Annotated in this window: 15 protein-coding genes and 2 pseudogenes; 8 read left to right on the forward strand and 9 right to left on the reverse strand. The window is 73.3% G+C overall.

The genetic code is table 11. The features are described from left to right. Positions 1-70 precede the first annotated feature (70 nt). From ACGF4F_RS30830 to ACGF4F_RS30840, 3 genes are read left to right on the forward strand one after another with little or no spacing between them, the layout of a single operon-like run. Positions 71-1051 carry a hypothetical protein gene (locus ACGF4F_RS30830; protein ID WP_357441955.1) on the forward strand — a complete coding sequence of 327 codons (981 nt, stop codon included), beginning with the start codon at positions 71-73 and terminating at the stop codon, positions 1049-1051. A 44-nt stretch (positions 1052-1095) separates the two neighbouring features. Then, positions 1096-1575 carry a hypothetical protein gene (locus tag ACGF4F_RS30835; RefSeq protein WP_357441956.1) on the forward strand — a complete coding sequence of 160 codons (480 nt, stop codon included), beginning with the start codon at positions 1096-1098 and terminating at the stop codon, positions 1573-1575. Further along, positions 1572-2057, forward strand: a complete 486-nt coding sequence (locus ACGF4F_RS30840; RefSeq protein WP_357441957.1) for a hypothetical protein — start codon at positions 1572-1574, stop codon at positions 2055-2057. The genes ACGF4F_RS30835 and ACGF4F_RS30840 overlap by 4 nt, the downstream gene beginning before the upstream one ends. A gap of 7 nt (positions 2058-2064) precedes the next feature. On the opposite strand, the gene murD is transcribed toward ACGF4F_RS30840, so the two are convergent. Next, a complete protein-coding gene (gene murD, locus ACGF4F_RS30845; RefSeq protein ID WP_357441958.1) occupies positions 2065-3411 on the reverse strand; it encodes a UDP-N-acetylmuramoyl-L-alanine--D-glutamate ligase in 1347 nt (448 codons plus the stop codon). Between the two features lie 36 nt (positions 3412-3447). Here murD and ACGF4F_RS30850 point away from each other — a divergent pair, with 36 nt between their 5' ends. Then, a complete protein-coding gene (locus tag ACGF4F_RS30850) occupies positions 3448-4371 on the forward strand; it encodes an RNA-guided endonuclease InsQ/TnpB family protein (RefSeq protein WP_393082864.1) in 924 nt (307 codons plus the stop codon). 36 nt (positions 4372-4407) lie between these two features. Next, positions 4408-5757: a hypothetical protein gene (locus tag ACGF4F_RS30855; RefSeq protein WP_393082867.1), complete on the forward strand. Its 1350-nt coding sequence runs from the start codon at positions 4408-4410 to the stop codon at positions 5755-5757. 125 nt (positions 5758-5882) lie between these two features. On the opposite strand, the pseudogene ACGF4F_RS30860 reads toward ACGF4F_RS30855, so the two are convergent. The 4 genes and pseudogenes from ACGF4F_RS30860 to ACGF4F_RS30875 form a co-directional block, all read right to left on the reverse strand. Then, positions 5883-6929, reverse strand: a pseudogene (locus ACGF4F_RS30860) (PucR family transcriptional regulator); the annotation flags it as partial. A 129-nt stretch (positions 6930-7058) separates the two neighbouring features. Beyond that, positions 7059-7877: pseudogene (locus ACGF4F_RS30865) on the reverse strand (PucR family transcriptional regulator ligand-binding domain-containing protein); the annotation flags it as partial. A gap of 130 nt (positions 7878-8007) precedes the next feature. Next, positions 8008-8817: an RNA methyltransferase gene (locus ACGF4F_RS30870; RefSeq protein WP_357441959.1), complete on the reverse strand. Its 810-nt coding sequence runs from the start codon at positions 8815-8817 to the stop codon at positions 8008-8010. Positions 8818-8914: 97 nt separating this feature from the next. Further along, positions 8915-9472 (reverse strand): dihydrofolate reductase family protein, encoded by a 558-nt coding sequence (locus tag ACGF4F_RS30875; RefSeq protein ID WP_393082805.1) that lies wholly within the window; start codon positions 9470-9472, stop codon positions 8915-8917. Between the two features lie 130 nt (positions 9473-9602). Between ACGF4F_RS30875 and ACGF4F_RS30880 the strand changes: the two genes are divergently transcribed. Both ACGF4F_RS30880 and ACGF4F_RS30885 read left to right on the forward strand, forming a co-directional pair. Beyond that, on the forward strand, positions 9603-10205 hold the full coding sequence (locus ACGF4F_RS30880) for a dTMP kinase (RefSeq protein ID WP_393082808.1): 603 nt from the start codon (positions 9603-9605) through the stop codon (positions 10203-10205). Positions 10206-10223: 18 nt separating this feature from the next. Further along, the gene (locus tag ACGF4F_RS30885) at positions 10224-10649 is read left to right on the forward strand and encodes a GNAT family N-acetyltransferase (protein ID WP_357441962.1); all 426 of its coding nucleotides are present in this window, start codon (positions 10224-10226) and stop codon (positions 10647-10649) included. Positions 10650-10705: 56 nt separating this feature from the next. On the opposite strand, the gene ACGF4F_RS30890 is transcribed toward ACGF4F_RS30885, so the two are convergent. The 4 genes from ACGF4F_RS30890 to ACGF4F_RS30905 form a co-directional block, all read right to left on the reverse strand. After that, positions 10706-12904, reverse strand: coding sequence for a transglycosylase domain-containing protein (locus ACGF4F_RS30890; RefSeq protein ID WP_357441963.1), 2199 nt, complete (start codon positions 12902-12904; stop codon positions 10706-10708). Positions 12905-13076: 172 nt separating this feature from the next. Next, positions 13077-13916, reverse strand: a complete 840-nt coding sequence (locus ACGF4F_RS30895) for a hypothetical protein (protein WP_357441964.1) — start codon at positions 13914-13916, stop codon at positions 13077-13079. Positions 13917-14067: 151 nt separating this feature from the next. Further along, positions 14068-15174, reverse strand: a complete 1107-nt coding sequence (locus ACGF4F_RS30900) for an SPFH domain-containing protein (RefSeq protein WP_357441965.1) — start codon at positions 15172-15174, stop codon at positions 14068-14070. Positions 15175-15179: 5 nt separating this feature from the next. Then, positions 15180-15653, reverse strand: coding sequence for an NfeD family protein (locus ACGF4F_RS30905; RefSeq protein WP_073838265.1), 474 nt, complete (start codon positions 15651-15653; stop codon positions 15180-15182). 91 nt (positions 15654-15744) lie between these two features. Between ACGF4F_RS30905 and ACGF4F_RS30910 the strand changes: the two genes are divergently transcribed. Further along, positions 15745-17058 carry a serine hydrolase domain-containing protein gene (locus ACGF4F_RS30910; protein ID WP_393082814.1) on the forward strand — a complete coding sequence of 438 codons (1314 nt, stop codon included), beginning with the start codon at positions 15745-15747 and terminating at the stop codon, positions 17056-17058. Positions 17059-17212: the final 154 nt, after the last annotated feature.

Below are 17212 nucleotides of genomic sequence, written 5' to 3' on the forward strand. Positions count from 1 at the left end.
GCAATTCTCCGGGTAGTCACGATCCACAACGGCCGGTGTCCGCGTACGGACGGGCGGTAGCATCCGCCGGGTGCGGACGACGGAGGTGGCGCTGCCGGCCGGCGCGGCGGGAACGACCGACGGGGAACTCGCGGCAGGGGTACAGGCCTGGGTGGACTCGCCGCCGCTGCGCGCCCTGGTAGGGCACTTCGGCGGTGACTGGCCGGCCGGGGACCTGCCGGCGGTGCTGGCCGGGCTGGACGACTTCTCCGCCCGACACTGGGACTTCCGGCAGGGCCGGGAACGGCCCGAAGCCCGGGAGCCCGCCTTCGACCCGGCCACCACCCGGCTGGTGCTCGACGCCGCGGCGGCGCTGGGCCTGGTCCGGCCCGTCCCGCCGGCCCTGCCCCGCTACGCCCACCTGCTGGTGCTCGGCGGGCTGGCGCACGCCTGCCTGCGACGCACCGCGTACGCCGCGCACCTGGCGCGCACGGTCGCCGGGATCTCCGGCGAGGTGGCGGCGCTGGGCAGTTGCCGGGCGCTCTCCCCGGCCGAGTCGCGAACGCTCGCCCATGCCGGGATCACCGGCTGCGTCACCGAGGTGGACGCCCTCGACGCGGGCGTACGCGCCGCGTTTGGAGTGACGACGCCGAGCGAGGAGACCGGCGAGGGGGCGGACCACCCGCACCGGGCCTGGTCCTCGCGCACCTACCGCCCGGCCGGGCTGCCCCCGGTGCGGGTGCTCGCCGCCCCGTCGAGCGAGCCGGACCGGCGCCGGGCGCACACCGCCGACACCCAGCGGTTCTGGGCGGAACACGTCCGGCTACGGGCCGGCGACCCGGTGCTCATGGTGACCGCCCCGATCTACGTGCCGTTCCAGCACTGCGACGCGCTGCGCACCCTCACCGTCCCGTACCGGTGCGGGATCGACACGGTCGGGGTGGACCCGACGCTGGCGGCAGTGGCCGGGCTGCCGGAACCCACGCTGACCCCCGGCCGGTACCTGCAGGAGATCCGGTCCGCGATCCGGTCCATGCGCGCCCTGCACGCCGCCCTGCCGGCCCGCCCCTGACAGCGAGGCGGCACCCGACCGACGTTCCCGGCTACAGTCCGCCCGTGTCCGCCGCGGAGATCACCCGCTTCCTGACCGCGCTGCACCGCATCCACGACCGGCTCGGCGCCGCGATGGAAGACGTCCACCAGGTGCGAACCACTGGGGAAGGCGGCGAGATGAGCCCCTGCTTCGACATCGAGGACACGGACGCCGGCGTACACGTCGGCAGCCGGTACGTCCTCCGCAGCGTCGCCTCCCTCGGCGACCAGTGGGACTTCGACGCGCGGGACGACGTGTCCGAGATGACGGTGTCGGCGGCGGTGCTGATCGGGTCGGCCCACTGCGAGGCGTCGGTAACGGTCACCGCGACGATGCGGGACCCGGCGCTGTCCCCGTACCCCCTCGGGCACCATGTGCTGCACGAGGCCAGGCGGGTCTGCGCGGACGGCGGGGCGGCGATCGACGCCCTCACCGCCCTGGTGGACGACCTGGCCTCCCCCGTGACGTTCCTCCAGCGGCTGGGGCTGGTGGTGCAGCGGTGACCGGCGCCGACGCGGACCTGGCCCGACTGCTCGCGGCGTTCCTGCACGCCCACCGACGCCTCCTCGCGTACGCCAGGACACACCTCGCCGTTCGGGAAAGCGAATGGGACCCGGGAGGACACGTTTACCTGACCAACTACCGGACCACGGACGGGTACCACCGCCGTGCCCCCGTCGAACGCCACACGCTGCTCCGCAGCGACGTCGGGATCACCGTGTCCGATCCGGACGGGGACACCTCGGAGGTCAACGTCGAGGCCGTCGTGCGGCCGTACCCGACCGGCTTCGAGGTCTCGGTGGAGCTGCTGCTCGGGGCCGGCGAGCAGTCGACCACCGGCTGGCCGGCAGGCCTGCACCTGCTGCACGGGGAACGACGCCACTGCGCGGACGTGCCCGAGGCGCTGACCAGCTTGGCGGCCTTCGTCGACCGGCTCTACGCCATCGAGGACCCGCTGGCGTCGGTGCGCTGGACCCGTCGCTGATCCGGCGTCAGCGGGCGGTGTCGGCGACCGCCTGCGCGAAGACCTCGGAGCGGTGCTCGAAGTTGCGGAACTGCCCGTAGCTCGGCGCGGCCGGGGAGAGCAGCACCACCCCGCCGGCCGGGGTGAGCTTGCGGGACAGCCCCACCGCGGCGACCAGGTCCTCGGCGAGCTCGGTCCGCACCGCCGGCAGCCCGGCGAGCGCCTCGACGATCCGCGGCCCGCTGTCCGGGATGCCGATGACGGTGATCTCCCGCTCAGCCAGGTGGTCGCGCAGCGGGGTGTAGTCCAGGCCCCGGTCCGTCCCGCCGACGATCACGGTCAGCGGCCGCCCTTCGTACGCGTCGATCGCGTGCATGGCCGCGTACGGGCTGGTGGCCAGGGTGTCGTCGACGAAGGTGAGACCGGACGGGTCGGGGATCTCGGTGAGCCGGTGGGCCAGGCCCTGGAACTCGGCGACCGCCACCGCGAGGGTGTCCTTGGCGGCCACCACGTCCACGCCGAGCGCGTCCAGCACGGCGAGGGCGACGCAGAGGTTGCCCTCGTTGTGCCGGCCGACCAGCGGCAGCACCGCGCGCGGGAAGAGCGGCTGGTCCCGCAGGTGGAACCAGGGGACGCCGTCCGGACCGGCGGCGACGTGGGCGGCGTCGGGCAGCCCGGCCCGCACCGCGGCCCGGTCCCCCAGCTCCAGCGCGAGCCGCGGGTCCGCGCCGTTGACCACCACGGTGTGCGGGCCGTGCGCGAGCAGGTTCAGCTTGTCCCGGTAGTACTCCCGCTCGCCGCCGTGCGCGTCGAGGTGCTCGGGGAACAGCGCGGTGACCACGGCCACCCGGGGAGAGTCGGTCAGGTCGGCGCACTGGTAGCTGGACAGCTCCAGCACGTACAGCTCGGCCTCGGGCAGGTCGAGCAGCGGCACGCCGATGTTGCCGCCGAAGACGTTGGGCCGGCCCGCCGCGGTCAGCAGGTGGCTGATCAGGCTGGACGTGGTGCTCTTGCCCTTGCTCCCGGTGACCCCCACCGTCCGGTCGGCGTGGTCGGCCATCCAGAGCGCGCTGCCCTGGGTGATCGGGACGTCCCGATGCCGCAGCTCGACCAACCACGGGTGGGTGTTCGGCACGCCGGGCGAGCGGACCACCACGTCGGCCGCGACCAGCCGCTCGAAGCCCGCCTCCCCGGTGACCAGCGGCGCGGCCTCCGCCAGCGCCCCCTCCCAGGGCAGCGTGAGGAAATTCGCACTGTCGTCGACCACGACCAGCTCGGCCGGGCCGTGCGCGGCGATAGCGGTCACCGCGGCCCGGCCCTCCCGGCCGGCTCCCCAGACGGCGACATGACGTCCGCGCAGATCAGACAGGCGCACAGGCTCTCCTCGTTGACTTCCTCCCCCTCTTACGGAATGAGGGGGAATCCAGCCTATACAGGCCGAGTTCCACGGGCGTTCGAACGGCTGGTGGCCGCTGTCGCCCCTCCGGCACCGGCTGTTCGCCGGGGGCAGGGGATTCCGCCCTGTCCTGCCGCGACGGACCTGCATCCCGCCCGCCAGCACCCGTCCCGCCCCGACCCTGACGGCGGTGGTTGGGTGGGCGTCGACCGCGGCCTTGCCGCTCTCGTCGTGGCTGCCGACACCACCGGCCGACAGTGGCTGCGCGTCACTGATCCGCCGCGCCCGCTGCGGGCCGCCCTGCCGAGGCTACGGCGTCTAGCCCGCCAGGTCGCCCGCAAACAGCGAGGCTCGCGCAACCGGGCCGAGGCTGTCGCCCGGCTGGCTCGTGCCCACCATCATGTCGCGAATGTGCGTCGCCACTTTCTGCACAAGGTCGCCAACCGGCTGGTCAAGACCCACGACCGGCTGGCTCTGGAAGACCTGTACACCGCCGGTCTGCTGCACAACCGGCGTCTGGCCGCCGCCATCTCCGATGCGGGTTGGGCTGACCTGGCCCGCATCATCGGCTACAAACAACGCTGGCGAGGCGGGCAGGCCACCATGGCACCCCGCTGGTACCCGTCCACCAGAATGTGCAGCGCCTGCCGCACCATCGGCCCCGCCCTACCCCTGTCCACACGCATCTTCCGCTGCGACGAATGCGGGCACACGGCGGACCGAGACGTCAACGCGGCGGTCAACCTCGCCGTCTGGGCCGAACAACACCACGCCCAGACCCGGGACCCCGAAGCACGAGGCCCGGTCATCAACGCCTCCCGAGGGGACGGCTCTGGCCGGCGCCCGCGCGCCGGTGAAACCAGCCCCGACGACGGAGGAACCCCGCCGCCACGAACATCCGTGACGGCAGGGACGCCCGAGAAGGGCGGTGTCTCATGACCCAACGGACTATTGAGACACGCTGTAGTATTGCGTGTGCCCAACGAGCAGCTCCGGCGGATGGACGCCTTCACCTTCCCGTCCTACTCGATCGACTTCGCCACCGGCGAGGCGTTGTTCGACTACGCTCTCACCGGCCCGGAGGGCGAGCAGCGGTTCACCGAGGTGATCACCTTCCCGCTGCCGGCCGAGCCGGTGTCGGACGAGACCGCGGCCACCGTCAACCGGGTCCTGGACCTGCTGCACATCGTCGCCGGGGTCAGCTACTACAAGGCCGCCGCACCGCACCGGCTGGTGCTGCCGGCGCCGCTGGGTGCGGCCGCCGTCGAGCTGGTCACCGCCGTCTACACCAAGGGCCTCGCCGAGTACGCGTACCGCAACCAGCTCCCGCACGTGCTGGAGCTGCGCCCGGAGGTGCCGGCCGGCGAGGTCACCCCACCTCGGGTGTACGACGACTCGGATCGGCGCCCGCTGTGCGCGGTCGGCGGCGGCAAGGACTCCATCGTCAGCCTGGAGGCGCTGCGCCGGGCCGGCTTCGACCCGGTGCCCTTCTCGGTCAACCCCAACCACGTCATCGTCTCGGTCAACGAGGCGTCCGACCTGGTGCCGCTGGCCGCCCGGCGGCGGATCGACCCGGTGCTGTTCGACCTCAACGCGGCCGGCGCGCGCAACGGGCATATTCCGGTCACCGCGATCAACTCGCTGATCGCGGTCGCCACCGCCGTGCTGCACGGCCTCGGCCCGGTGGTGATGTCCAACGAGCGCTCGGCGTCCGACCCGAACCTGGTCTGGCAGGGGCACGAGATCAACCACCAGTGGTCCAAGGGCGTCGAGGCGGAGGGGTTGCTGCGGGCGGCCCTCGCCGAGTACGCCGGGCTCTCCGAGCCGTACTTCTCGCTGCTGCGGTCGCTGTCGGAGCTGCACATCGCCCGGCTCTTCGCCGAGATCGACCGGTACGACGCCGTGGTGACCAGTTGCAACGCCGCGTTCAAGCTGCGCGACGCGAGCGAACGCTGGTGCCGGAACTGCCCGAAGTGCCGGTTCGTCTTCCTGGCCATGGCTCCGTTCATGCCCCGGGAGCGGCTCACGAAGATCTTCGGCGGCGACCTGCTCGCAGACGAGGCGCAGATCCCCGGCTACCGCGAGCTGCTCGGCGTGGACGGGCACAAGCCGTTCGAGTGCGTCGGCGAGGTCGAGGAGTCGGTGGTGGCGCTCAGCCTGCTCGCCGAGCAGGACCAGTGGCGCGACGCCCCGGTGGTGCGGGCCCTGGTGGCGGCGGTGCCCGACACCGCCTGGTCGGCCGCGGCCACCTCGGACGTCTTCACCCCGGCCGGCCATACCTTCGTCCCCCCCGCCTACGCCAAGGCCCTGACCACCCTCACCTGACCCCACCCGCCTGGCCCCGACCTCATCCGCGCGCCGCCCGTCGGCGTTGACCATGAGGTTGGCTGGACGATTTGTCCGATCCGCCGCCGCCAACCTCATGATCAGCGCCCCCGAGGGGGCAGGGGTTAGGGGGTGCGGACGGCGTCTAGGGCCAGCAGGGCGACGTGGAGGGAGAGGCACGCCTCGACCGAGTCGAGGTCGACGTCGAGGATCCGGCCGATCCGGGCCAGCCGCTCGTAGAACGCCGGCCGGGACAGGTGCGCCGCGGCGGCCGCCGCCGACTTGTTCCGGCCCTGTTCCAGGTACGCCCGCAGGGTGCCGAGCAACTGCTCCCGGGGATGCCGGGCGTCGTACGCCAGCAGCGCGCCGAGTTCCCGTTCCACGAAGGTCTGCAGGCGCGGCTCGTCCCGCAGCAGGTGCAGCAGGCCGGCCAGGCCGACGTGCGGCAGCCGGAAGATCGGCAGGTCCCGCCGGTCGCGTCGGGCCGCGTCGGCGATCTGCCGCCCCTCGACCAGCGAGCGTCCCGCCTCCCGCAGGCTGGCCACGCCCGACCCGGCGGCGATGATCACGGGTGCCGGACCGGCCACCCGCGGCGGGACCGGGGTCGAACGGGGCGAGCCGTCGCTACCGCGGGGCGCGCCGACGGCGACGGGACGGGCAGCCGCGTCCACCGGGCGCGGGGCGGGCCGGGGGCCCGGCGGGCGGGCCGGGGTGGCGTCGAGGCGTACCCGGCGGAGCGCGGCGGCGAACGCGGCGAGCGCCTTCTCCTCGGCGGCCGGGTCGGCGAGGGCGAGCAGCACACCCACCGCCTGGTCGTCGACGGCGCTGGTCAGGGCGGTGAGCTTGGCCTCCCGGAGGGCCTGGCCGACCGACTCGGCGAGGTCGCGCAGCCGGGCCAGGCCGGCGTCCGGGCCCGGCTCCCCGACCTCCGCCGCGTCGTCGGCCCGGTACCGCACCACGACGCCGACCAGGTGGCGGCGGTCCAGCGTCACGCCGAGCGCCTTGGCCCGCAGCGCGACCTCGTCGACCGGCCGGGAGTGGTCGATCAGCGCGGTGAGCAGGGTCCGGTGGATCTGCCGTTCCAGCCCCTCGGCGTCACGCCGGATCAGCCGGCCGAGGGCGAGCGTGGAGGCGGCCCGCTCGACGAGGATGGTGAGCCGGGTGGGCGGGGTCCCCGGCCCGACCGGGGCGACGTCCCGGCCCGGCGGTGCGGGCCACCCCGCCACCGGTGCGGCACCGGACCCGGGGATCACGTCGGCGGGCGCCGGGTCCGTCCCGGGTGTGTCCTCGCGCTGCGGGCCGTCCGGCCGCCCGGCGTCGGTCCCGTCGACCGGCGGCGCGTCGTCGGTCGCCACCAGCCGGTCGGGGCCGCTGGTGGTCAGCTCGCCGCCGGCCGGCCAGCGCAGCAGCAGCCGCCCCCAGTCCTCGCCCCGGGCCCCCACGGTGGTGACCAGCCACCCGCTGTCCGGGTCGTACGCGGTCCGCCCGGCGGGACGGATCCGCCGCGAGTGCTGCTCCCAGCCGTCGAGCAGCAGCTCGGCGCTCTCCCCCGCCGGGTCGTACGCGAGCACCCGCCGGGAGAGGTTCTCCAGCACCACCGGGCATCCGGACAGCTCGGCGGCCTGCCGCACCACCTCTTCCGGGCCGGCGCCTTCCACCGAGAGTTCGGTGAACCGTTGATGGATCTCCTCGGTGGCCCGCAGCTCGGTGAGCTGGGCGTCCACGATCAGCGCGTGCACCGCCTCGGTGATCCGGACGAACGGGGTGGCCCGGCGCAGCTCGACCAGGGGCAGCCCGCGCCGCTCGGCGGCGGCCACCATCACCCGGGGCACCCCGCTGATGTAGCGGCGACCGAGCTCGACCACCAGCCCGGAGACCCCGACGTCGGCCAGATCACCGATGAACGCGCGCAGTCCCGCGTCGTCCGCGGGCAGCCCGATGCCGGTGGTGAGCACGAGTTCCCCACCACCGAGCAGGGTGGCGATGTCCGGCACCTCGGCCACGTGCACCCAGCGGACCGGCCGGTCCAGGCCCGCGTCGCCTGCGACCAGGCGCGGGGCGCCGTGGCGTACCGGCACCAGCGCGAGGACTTCACGGACGGTAGGGAACACGGGCGACACGCTACCCTGCGTCACCGCCGATCTCGACTACCAGTTGTCTGCCCGGCCGCCGGCCGTGTCGCGGGGCCCAGGGCGACCATGACCAGCCGAAAGGGCAGGTCGCCCGGGGGCGGCACCCGTCGGCCCCGGGTCACAGCGGGTCATCACGGCCCAGTTCCCAGCAGGCCACCGCGGTGGCTGCGGCGACGTTGAGCGAGTCCACCCCGCGCCGCATCGGGATCACCACCCGCACGTCGCTGGCGGCCATGGCGGCCCGGGTCAGCCCGGCGCCCTCGGCGCCCATCAGCAACGCCGCCCGGGCCCGCTGGCCGGCGTCCAGCCGCTGGATCGGCACCGCGTCCGGCGCGGGCGTCATCGCCAGCACCGTGAAACCCGCCGACCGGACCTGGGCGAGGCCGTCCGGCCAGGGCTCCAGCTTCGCGTACGGGATGGCGAAGACCTCACCCATGCTGACCCGGACGCTGCGCCGGTAGAGCGGGTCGGCGCAGGTCGGGGAGAGCAGCACGGCGTCCACGCCGAGCGCGGCCACGGCCCGGAAGATCGCCCCGAGGTTGGTGTGGTTGTTGACGTCCTCCAGGATCACCACCCGGCGGGCGGCGGCCAGCACCTCGGCGGCGGCGGGCAGCGGCTTGCGGTGGAACGAGGCGAGCACCCCCCGGTGCACGTGGAAGCCGGTGGCGCGCTGCAGCACTTCCGGGGTGGCCGCGTAGACGGGGGTGTCGCCGGTGTCGAGGTCGGCGAGCTGGTCGACCCGCTTGGCGTCGACCAGGTACGACCGGGCCGGGTAGCCGGCCCGCAGCGCCCGCCGCAGCACCAGTTCCCCCTCGGCGATGAACAGGCCGTGCGGGGGCTCCCAGCGGGTCCGCAGCTCCACGTCGGTCAGCGCGCGGTAGTCGGCGATCCGGTCGTCGTCGGGGTCGGTGATCTCGTGGACGGGCACCGGACGATTGTGCCTGGCCGGCCCGCGGGCCCCGGGTGCCGGGCAGGTGCCGCCGGCCGTCCTCGGGTGGTGGGCGGCCCGGGCCGCCCCACCCACCTCACGCCCGTACGTAGCGCAGCAGCACCGACCGGCCGTCGAAGCCCCGGGTCTCCATCAGCCGCAGGTCGAGCCGGTCCTTGTCGGGGAAGACCGGGGTGCCGCCGCCGAGCACCACCGGGTGCACGACCACCTGGTACTCGTCGATGAGGCCCAGGCCGGTCAGCGCTGCCGCGGCACCGGAGCCTCCGGTGAGCAGCAGCTCTGTCCCGGGCTGGGCCTTCAGCTCGGCGATCTCGGTGGCGAGGTCGCGGCCGATCACCCGGGCGTCGTACTCGGCGCTCTCCAGGCTCCGCGAGATGACGATCTTCGGGGTACGCCGCCAGATCGGGGCGAACCGCAGGTTGTGCGGATCCTGGGAAATCTGCTCCGCGCGCGGCCAGTACCAGGACATCAACCCCCACACCTTGCGGCCGTAGAGGAAGGCGTCGGCCTGGTCGCACAGCTCGATTGAGTAGGCCGAGAGCTCCGGCCCCATGGCCGGCCAGTCGAACTCGCCGTTCGGTCCCTCGATGAAGCCGTCGATGGACTGGTGCACCCAGTAGACGAGCTTGCGCATGGTGTCCTCCTGCTCGGTGGCGCCCGGCGGGCGCGGTCACCGGTGGGTCGGAGCCGCCGGACGGGATCCGACACCCCGCGCGGAATTTTTTTCCGACCGCAGTTGCGTCCGGCGGCTACCGTGCCGACCCGTGGCCCGTTCCGTGATGATCGCCCTGGTCGGGGTCGACGGCTCCGGCAAGAGCACCCAGGCCCGAGCGCTCGCCCGCCGGCTGACGGCCCGAGGCGTGCCGGCGGCCTACTTCGAGAACGCGGGCGGGCGGCCGCTGTGGAACCGGCTCGCCCGGGCGCTGGGCCGCCCGGACGGGGTGGCGCTGTTCGGCCGTACCCTCTATCCGGCGCTGGAGGCGACGGTCCGCGCGGTCGCGATGGCCCGCACGGTGCTGGTCAGCCGGCTGACCGGGCGGACGGCGGTGCTGGACCGGTGGACCTGGTGCCAGTACGTGATCATGGCGGCTCGCGGCGACCGGGGGCGGCGGGCGGTCCGGGCGGTGTACCGGATCTTTCCGCGACCGACGGTGGTCTGCTTCCTGGCGACCACGCCGGAGGTCGCCCGGCGGCGGGTCCTGGCCCGTGGCATCGACACCGAGGAGCTGGCTCACCTGCGCGCGCTGGACGCCGCCTACCGGGCACTGCCCGAGTTCGGGTCGTTCGTGGTGGTCGACGGCGACGGCGACCCGGACGAGGTCGCGGCGGCGTTGGACCGGATGGTGTCGCCCATGCTCCAGCGCTGACCGGGCTAGATTCCGAAGGTGGAGTATCTCCTGGTCGACCGGCTGCCCACGGTCGAGGAGTTCGTCGCCGTCACCACCGCCGTCGGCTGGACCGAGGCCTACGACCCGGCGGCCATCCCGGCCTCACTGGCCGCCTCGCTGCACGGGGTGGTGGCGGTCGAGGGCGACCGGGTGATCGGGATCGGCCGGCTGATCGGCGACGGTGCGATCTACTACTACCTGCAGGACCTCGCGGTGGTGCCGGAACGGCAGCGGCGCGGGGTGGGCGCGGCGATCCTCGACCGGTTGGAGGAGTGGATCGCCGGCCGGGCCTCGTCCCGCACCTTCGTCGGCCTGTTCGCCGCCGGGGAGTCGGTCAGCCTCTACCGCCGCTTCGGCTACGCCGTCCACGACGAGATGACCGGCATGTTCCGCGTCGGCCCCGCCTTGCGGGCTGAGCGGTAAAGGAGGGGCTCCCGGCCAGCGCCTCTGGTGGAGAGCCGGGGCATCGTCCTGACCACTCAGCCGCGGCCGCGGCCCTGGAGCCAGCGTAGGAGGTCCTGCGGGATGCCCTGGTCCTGCTGCTGTCGCTGCTGCGGGCTCGGCTGCGGCCGGGGGCGCTGCGGGTCGCCGGCCAGTTCCTGGCTCGGCGCGGTGAAGTCCTGCACCGGCTTGCCGTTCACCGCGGTCCGGATCACCCGGGCGACCGCGTCGATCACCTTCGCCTGGACCGCCGAGCCGACCAGGTCGGTCGAGTCGTCGGGGTTGGCCGCGATGCCCGCTACGGCCACCTGCGGGGTGAACCCGACGAAAGTCTCGGTGGCGTTCTGCTCGGAGCTACCGGTCTTGCCGGCGACCGGCCGGCCGACGATCCCGTCCACCGAGGTGGCGGTGCCGCCGTTGCACTGCCCGTACGCGGACTGCTGGCCGACCGGGCAGCGGGCCGCGTCGGTGGCGGCCCGGGCGATGTCGGTGTCCAGGACCTTCCGGCAGGACGGCTGGCCGACGTCGGCCTTCTCGCCGTTGGCCGCGGTCACCGAGACGACCGGCAGCGGGGAGCAGTACGTCCCCTCGGCGGCCACGGTGGCGTACGCGTTGGCCAGGTCGAGCGGGGTGGTGGCGGCGACGCCCAGGGTGAACGCACCCCAGTTGGCCGCGTTGTCCCTGGCGAAGGCGGCGTCGGACGCGGCCCGGAAGGTGATGCCGAGCCGCTGCGCCATCTCCACCACCTTGTCCTCGCCGACCTGCTCGGCCAGCCAGACGAAGTAGGTGTTCACGGAGCGGCCGAAGCCGTCCCACATCATCCGGTAGCCGTCCATCCACTGCGGGTTGGCGTTGGCCGGGCACCACTTGCCGTCGCAGTTGCCCTCCGCGTCCGAGGCGTAGCGGGTGGGCAGCTTGGCCGGCGCGTCGAAGCCGGTGGCGAGCGGCTTGCCGGCCTCCAGCGCGGCGAGCATGGTGAACAGCTTGAACGTCGACCCGGCCTGGTAGCCGTCGACGCTGGCGCCGCCGGAGATCAGCGGGTTGACGGTGTTCGGGTGGTTGGCCTGCCCGGCCGGGTTGTCGGCCAGGCTGTAGTGCCGGTTGACCGCCATGGCGAGCACCCGGCCGGTGCCGGGCTCGACCGCCGCGATCGGCAGGGCGCGCTTGTTGTCGTACCCGTAGACGGCGGTGGCCCGCTGCTGCGCGGTCGCCTGGATCTTCGGGTCGAGCGTGGTGATGACCGTGTAGCCGCCACGGCGCAGCGCCTGCTCGCGCTCCTTGACGGTGTTGCCGAAGGCCGGCTGGGTCAGCCACCACTGGCGCAGGTAGTCGCAGAAGAAGCCCCAGTCGTCGTGGCCCTGGGCGACCGCGGTGCAGCCGTTGGGCTGGGCGGTCGGGTGCAGGGCGAGCGGCTCCGCCTTGGCCGCGGCGGCCTGCTGCGCGGTGATCGCGTGGGTCGCCACCATCGAGTCGAGCACGTACGCCCGGCGCTGGAGCGCCTTCTCCTTGTTCCCGTCGATCGGGCTGTACTCGTCGGGCGACTGGACCAGGCCGGCGAGCAGGGCCGCCTCGCCCAAGGTCAGGTCGGCGGGCGCCTTGCCGAAGTAGCGCTGGCTGGCCGCGGCGACGCCGTACGCGCCGGAGCCGAAGTAGGCGATGTTGAGGTAGCGGTTGAGGATCTCGTCCTTGCTGAGGGTCTTCTCCAGCGCCGAGGCGTACCGGATCTCCTGGATCTTGCGCCCGACGGTCTGCTCGGTGGCCGCCTGCCGCTCCTCGGCTGTGCGGGTGGGGTCGGTCTTGAGCACGTTGCGGACGTACTGCATGGTCAGCGTGGAGCCGCCCTGCTCGGTGCCGCCGCCCTTCACGTTGGCGACCAGGGCGCGGACCATGCCGCGCAGGTCGGCGCCGCCGTGAGAGTAGAAGCGGCGGTCCTCGGCGGCCACGATCGCCTGGCGCATCACCGGAGCGATCTCCGCCAGCGGCACGTCCGTCCGGTTGACGTCGTAGAACGTGGTGATCAGCGTCTTGCCGTCGTTGGCATAGAGGTAGGAGCGCTGCGGCTGCGCGGGGGTACGCAGCGCGTCGGGCAGCTGCGCGTACGCGCCCAGCACCGACTTGGTGACCAACCCGCCGATCAGATTGCCGGGCAGGGCGGCGACCGCGAGGACGAGCCCGGCGAGGACGCCGGCGAGGAGCACGGTGAACAGGCGCGACAGCGGCGACCGGGGAGACGGCATGGCCACCAGGATTGCCGCAAACACCGCTATCCGACCACCCCGCCAGGCAACTGTCAGTTACCTCACGGCGACCTCCCAGCCACCCCCGGTCGCGTTGATCATGAGGTTGCCGGCGATGTCGATCTCCCGGCCGCCGCCAACCTCATGATCGGCGGCGGCTGGGCCGGGGCGGTCAGGTGGGGAGGGGGCCTTCGGGGGTGGTGGGGGTGGTGGGATTGGTGGGGGCAGCCACGACACTGGCGGCGATGGCGTCACGGGCGATGGCGGCGGGCACCAGGCGCCCGGACCGGTAGCCGATACCGATCCCGGAGACCAGCACGAAGATCGCACCGAAGGTCTGCAACGAGCCGATCAACGAGCCGGCCAGGCCGAGCAGCGGGGCGGCGATCATCAGCATGATCCCGTCGCCGTAGGAGAACATCCCGGACCGGGCGACCGACCATCCGGTCAGGAACCAACCCAGGCTGTAGCAGGTGGCGCCGAACAGGACAAGGGTGCGTGCGGTGGTGCCGAAGACGGGCGCCTCCTGGGCCATCCCGGCGAAGGGCAGCATCAGCACCGTGCCGGCGATGCTCACCAGCAGCCCGGCCGCGGCGATCCGCCGGCACCGGGTGGCGGCGAGCAGGCCGGTGAGCGCCAGCAGCGCGAGCAGCCCGAGCCAGACCGCGGCCACCCAGCCGACCAGGTAGAGCGGATTGCCGTCGGCCGGGTACGGGTCGTTGCCCACCCCGCCGTCGCTGGCCATCGCCACCAGGCCGTAGAGGATCGCGTACGCGGGCAGCAGCCAGACCGCCGCGCGGGCGAACCGGCGTACCGACCAGGCCCAGCTGGCGTTGGTGGCGGGGGCGGCCGGGCCCGGCTCGGAGACGAACGGCAGCACCCCGAACCCGCCCCCGGTACGCCGGCTGCCGAGCGGTCCGGCGGGATCGTGCGCGCCGGGGAACTGGTCCTTGGAGAACAGTTCCTTGGAGAAGAGGTCCTTGGAGAACAGCCTGTTCGCCGGATCCTTCATGCCTCACCTCGTTCCGCCCGCGGGCGGCGCGGAACGCGTACGGCGCCCCGGTTCCTGGTCACCACCCGTCCTCAGACCGATCGTGGCAGGCACCGGGGCGCCGTATGAGGCTTTCTCGCTTTTGCCGTCCGGGCTCGGACGGCGGTCCGGCTCAGCCCCGTTCGCGCTGATCCGCGGGGTCGTTGAGCAGGCTCTCCGGGGAGACCGGCTCGGGGGCCGGCAGCCCCTGCGGGCCCTTGCCACCGGTGGCCTGCGCCTCGGCGACGCGTACCTCGTCGTGGATCTCCTGCGCGGCGGTGGCCGCGGCCTGCGCGGCCTCGGCGGCCTCCCGCTCCACCTCGCCGGCACCCCGGCTGGCCTCCGGCGACGGCACGTCGCCGACCATGTTGGCCAGGCCGCCCAGCGCGCCGCCCATCCCCTCCAGCGCCTTGGTCAGCTCGGCCGGAACGATCCAGACCTTGTTGGCCGAACCGTTGGCGATCTGCGGCAGCGCCTGCAGGTACTGGTAGGCGAGCACCTTCTGGCTCGGGTTGGCCTGGTGGATCGCGTCGAAGACGGTACGGATCGCCTTGGCCTGCCCCTCCGCCTGGAGGATCCGGGCCTGCCGGTCACCGTCGGCGCGCAGCACCGCGGCCTGCTTCTCACCCTCGGCGGTGAGGATCTGCGACTGCTTGAGACCCTCGGCGTTGAGGATCGCGGCGCGGCGGTCCCGCTCGGCGCGCATCTGCTTCTCCATCGAGTCACGGATGCTCGGCGGCGGCTCGATCGCCTTGATCTCGACCCGGGTGACCTTGATGCCCCACCGGCCGGTGGTCTCGTCGAGCACGCCGGACAGGTGCCGGTTGATCTCCTCCCGGCTGGTCAGCGCCCGCTCCAGGTCCAGCGAACCGATCACGTTGCGCAGCGTGGTGACGGTGAGCTGCTCGATGGCCTGGAGGAAGTTCGAGATCTCGTAGGTGGCGCGGACCGAGTCGACCACCTTGAAGTAGAGCACGGTGTCGATCGAGACGACGAGGTTGTCCGAGGTGATCACCGGCTGCGGCGGGAAGCTGACCACCTGCTCCCGCATGTCGACCTTGGTACGCACTGCATCGATGTACGGCACCAGCAGGTTCAAACCCGGGTTCAAGGTCCGCTTGTACCGGCCCAGGCGTTCCACCACGTCCTGGCGCTGCTGCGGCACGATCCGCACCGCCTTGACCAACGTGACCACGACGATCACGGCAACCGCGATCAACACGATCGCTGCAAACTCCATACCGCTCACCTTTTCGCTTCGGGCAGCCCGCCCGGGGTGGAAATGTCGTCCTGCCAGACCAGGGCGATGGCGCCCCGGACCTTTATCACCTGCACCCGCTCACCAGCGGCGTAGCTACGCGTCGCGTCGTACGCCCGGGCGCTCCACAGCTCACCGTCGATCTTGACGAGACCCCGCTCGGCGTCCACCGGCTCCAGCACCAGCGCCGTGGCCCCCTCGAGCGCCTCGATGCCGAACGACTGCCCGCCGCTCTCCAGCGAGGGGCGGGCGTGCCGCCGGATCACCGGCCGGACCACCGCCACGCAGAGCGCGGAGACCACGGCGAAGACCAGCGCCTGGACCGCGACCGGGGCACCGAGCGCGGCCGCCCCGGCGGCGGCGAACGCCCCGGCCGCGAACATGATCAGGAACAGCGTCGTCGTGAAAATCTCGGCGACCGCCAGCACCACACCCAACACGATCCACAACACGGCGTCCACCCCACGATCGTGACACGCCCACGCACGCGATAACGAACCGAGATGATCTCCTAAGCTCGGGACCGCGCCGACCGCGACAAGGAGGACCACCATGGCTCTGCTGCCCGAGACCGCCCGACAGGTGGACGCGCTGGTCGCGCGGGCCCAGGCGGAGGGGCGCGGACCGTCGCTCGCCCTCGGGGTGATCCGGGACGGCGCGCTCGCCCACCTCGCGGTCGCCGGCGAGCACCCCCGACCGGACGAGGACCTGCAGTACCGAATCGGCTCGATCAGCAAGACCATGACGGCCGTGCTGGTCATGCAGCAGCGCGACGCCGGCCGGCTGGCCCTGGACGACCCGCTGGAGCGGCACCTGCCCGGCACCCCGGTGGGCGCGCTCACCCTGCGCCAGCTGCTCGGGCACGCCAGTGGCCTGCAGCGCGAGCCGGACGGGCAGTGGTGGGAGCGGACCGCGGGCGTCGACCTGGCCACCCTGCTCGCCGGGCTGACCCCGGAGAAGATCGCCCATCCGCCGCACCGCGTCTACCACTACTCCAACCTGGCGTACGGGCTGCTCGGCGGGGTGCTGGAACGGATCACCGGGACCCCCTGGGTCGAGTTGCTCCGCGAGCGGATCCTCGAACCGCTGGGGATGCGGCGCACCGCGTACCACCCGACCGAGCCGTACGCCCGGGGCTACGTGGTCCACCCCTGGCACGACACGCTGCGCGAGGAGCCCCGCACCGACACCGGCGCGATGGCGCCGGCCGGCCAGCTCTGGTCGACGGTGGCGGACCTGGGCCGGTGGGCGGCGTTCCTGGCCGACCCGGCCCCGGACGTGCTCGCGCCGGCCACGCTCACCGAGATGTGCGCGCCCGTGGTGATCAGCGACCTGGACTCGTGGACCGGCGGCCACGGTCTCGGCCTGGAGCTCTACCGCGTCGGCGACCGGGTGTACGTGGGGCACGGCGGCTCGATGCCCGGGTACGTCGCCGGCCTCGCCGTGCACCGGCCCGGCCGGACCGCCGTCGTCGACTTCGCCAACGCGTACGGCCTCAGCCGCGGGCACCACGTCGTCGGCCTGGCCCGCGAGGTGCTCACCCTGGTGCTGGACGCCGAGCCGACCCCGCCCGCCCCGTGGCGGCCGGCCACGGCGCCTGCGGCGGGCCTGGCCGAGCTGACCGGCCGCTGGTGGTGGATGGGCCTCGAGTACGAGCTGCGCTCCGACCCGGCCGGCGACCTGCTGGCCGGCCCGGTCGGCCGGCCGATCCTCCGGTTCACCGCCGAGGGCCCGGACCGCTGGCGGGGCCGATCCGGCTCCCAGGACGGCGAGATCCTCACCGTGATCCGCGACGAGGCCGGCCGCCCGGTCGCCCTCGACCTCGCCACCTTCGTCTTCACCCGCACCCCCGACCAGGTCCCCTGACCCACGGACCGCCCCGCGTTGCCGCCAGCCCGCCGGTCGCCGCAGGCCGACCGGTCCGAGGGCAGGCCGACCCGATCCGACAGAAGGGGATCCAGCCGCTACGAACTTGATGACGTGAACGACTCACCCCCGATCCGTTCACGTCATCAAGTTC

This window comes from Micromonospora sp. NPDC047740, from assembly GCF_043204735.1.
GTDB lineage: Bacteria > Actinomycetota > Actinomycetes > Mycobacteriales > Micromonosporaceae > Micromonospora.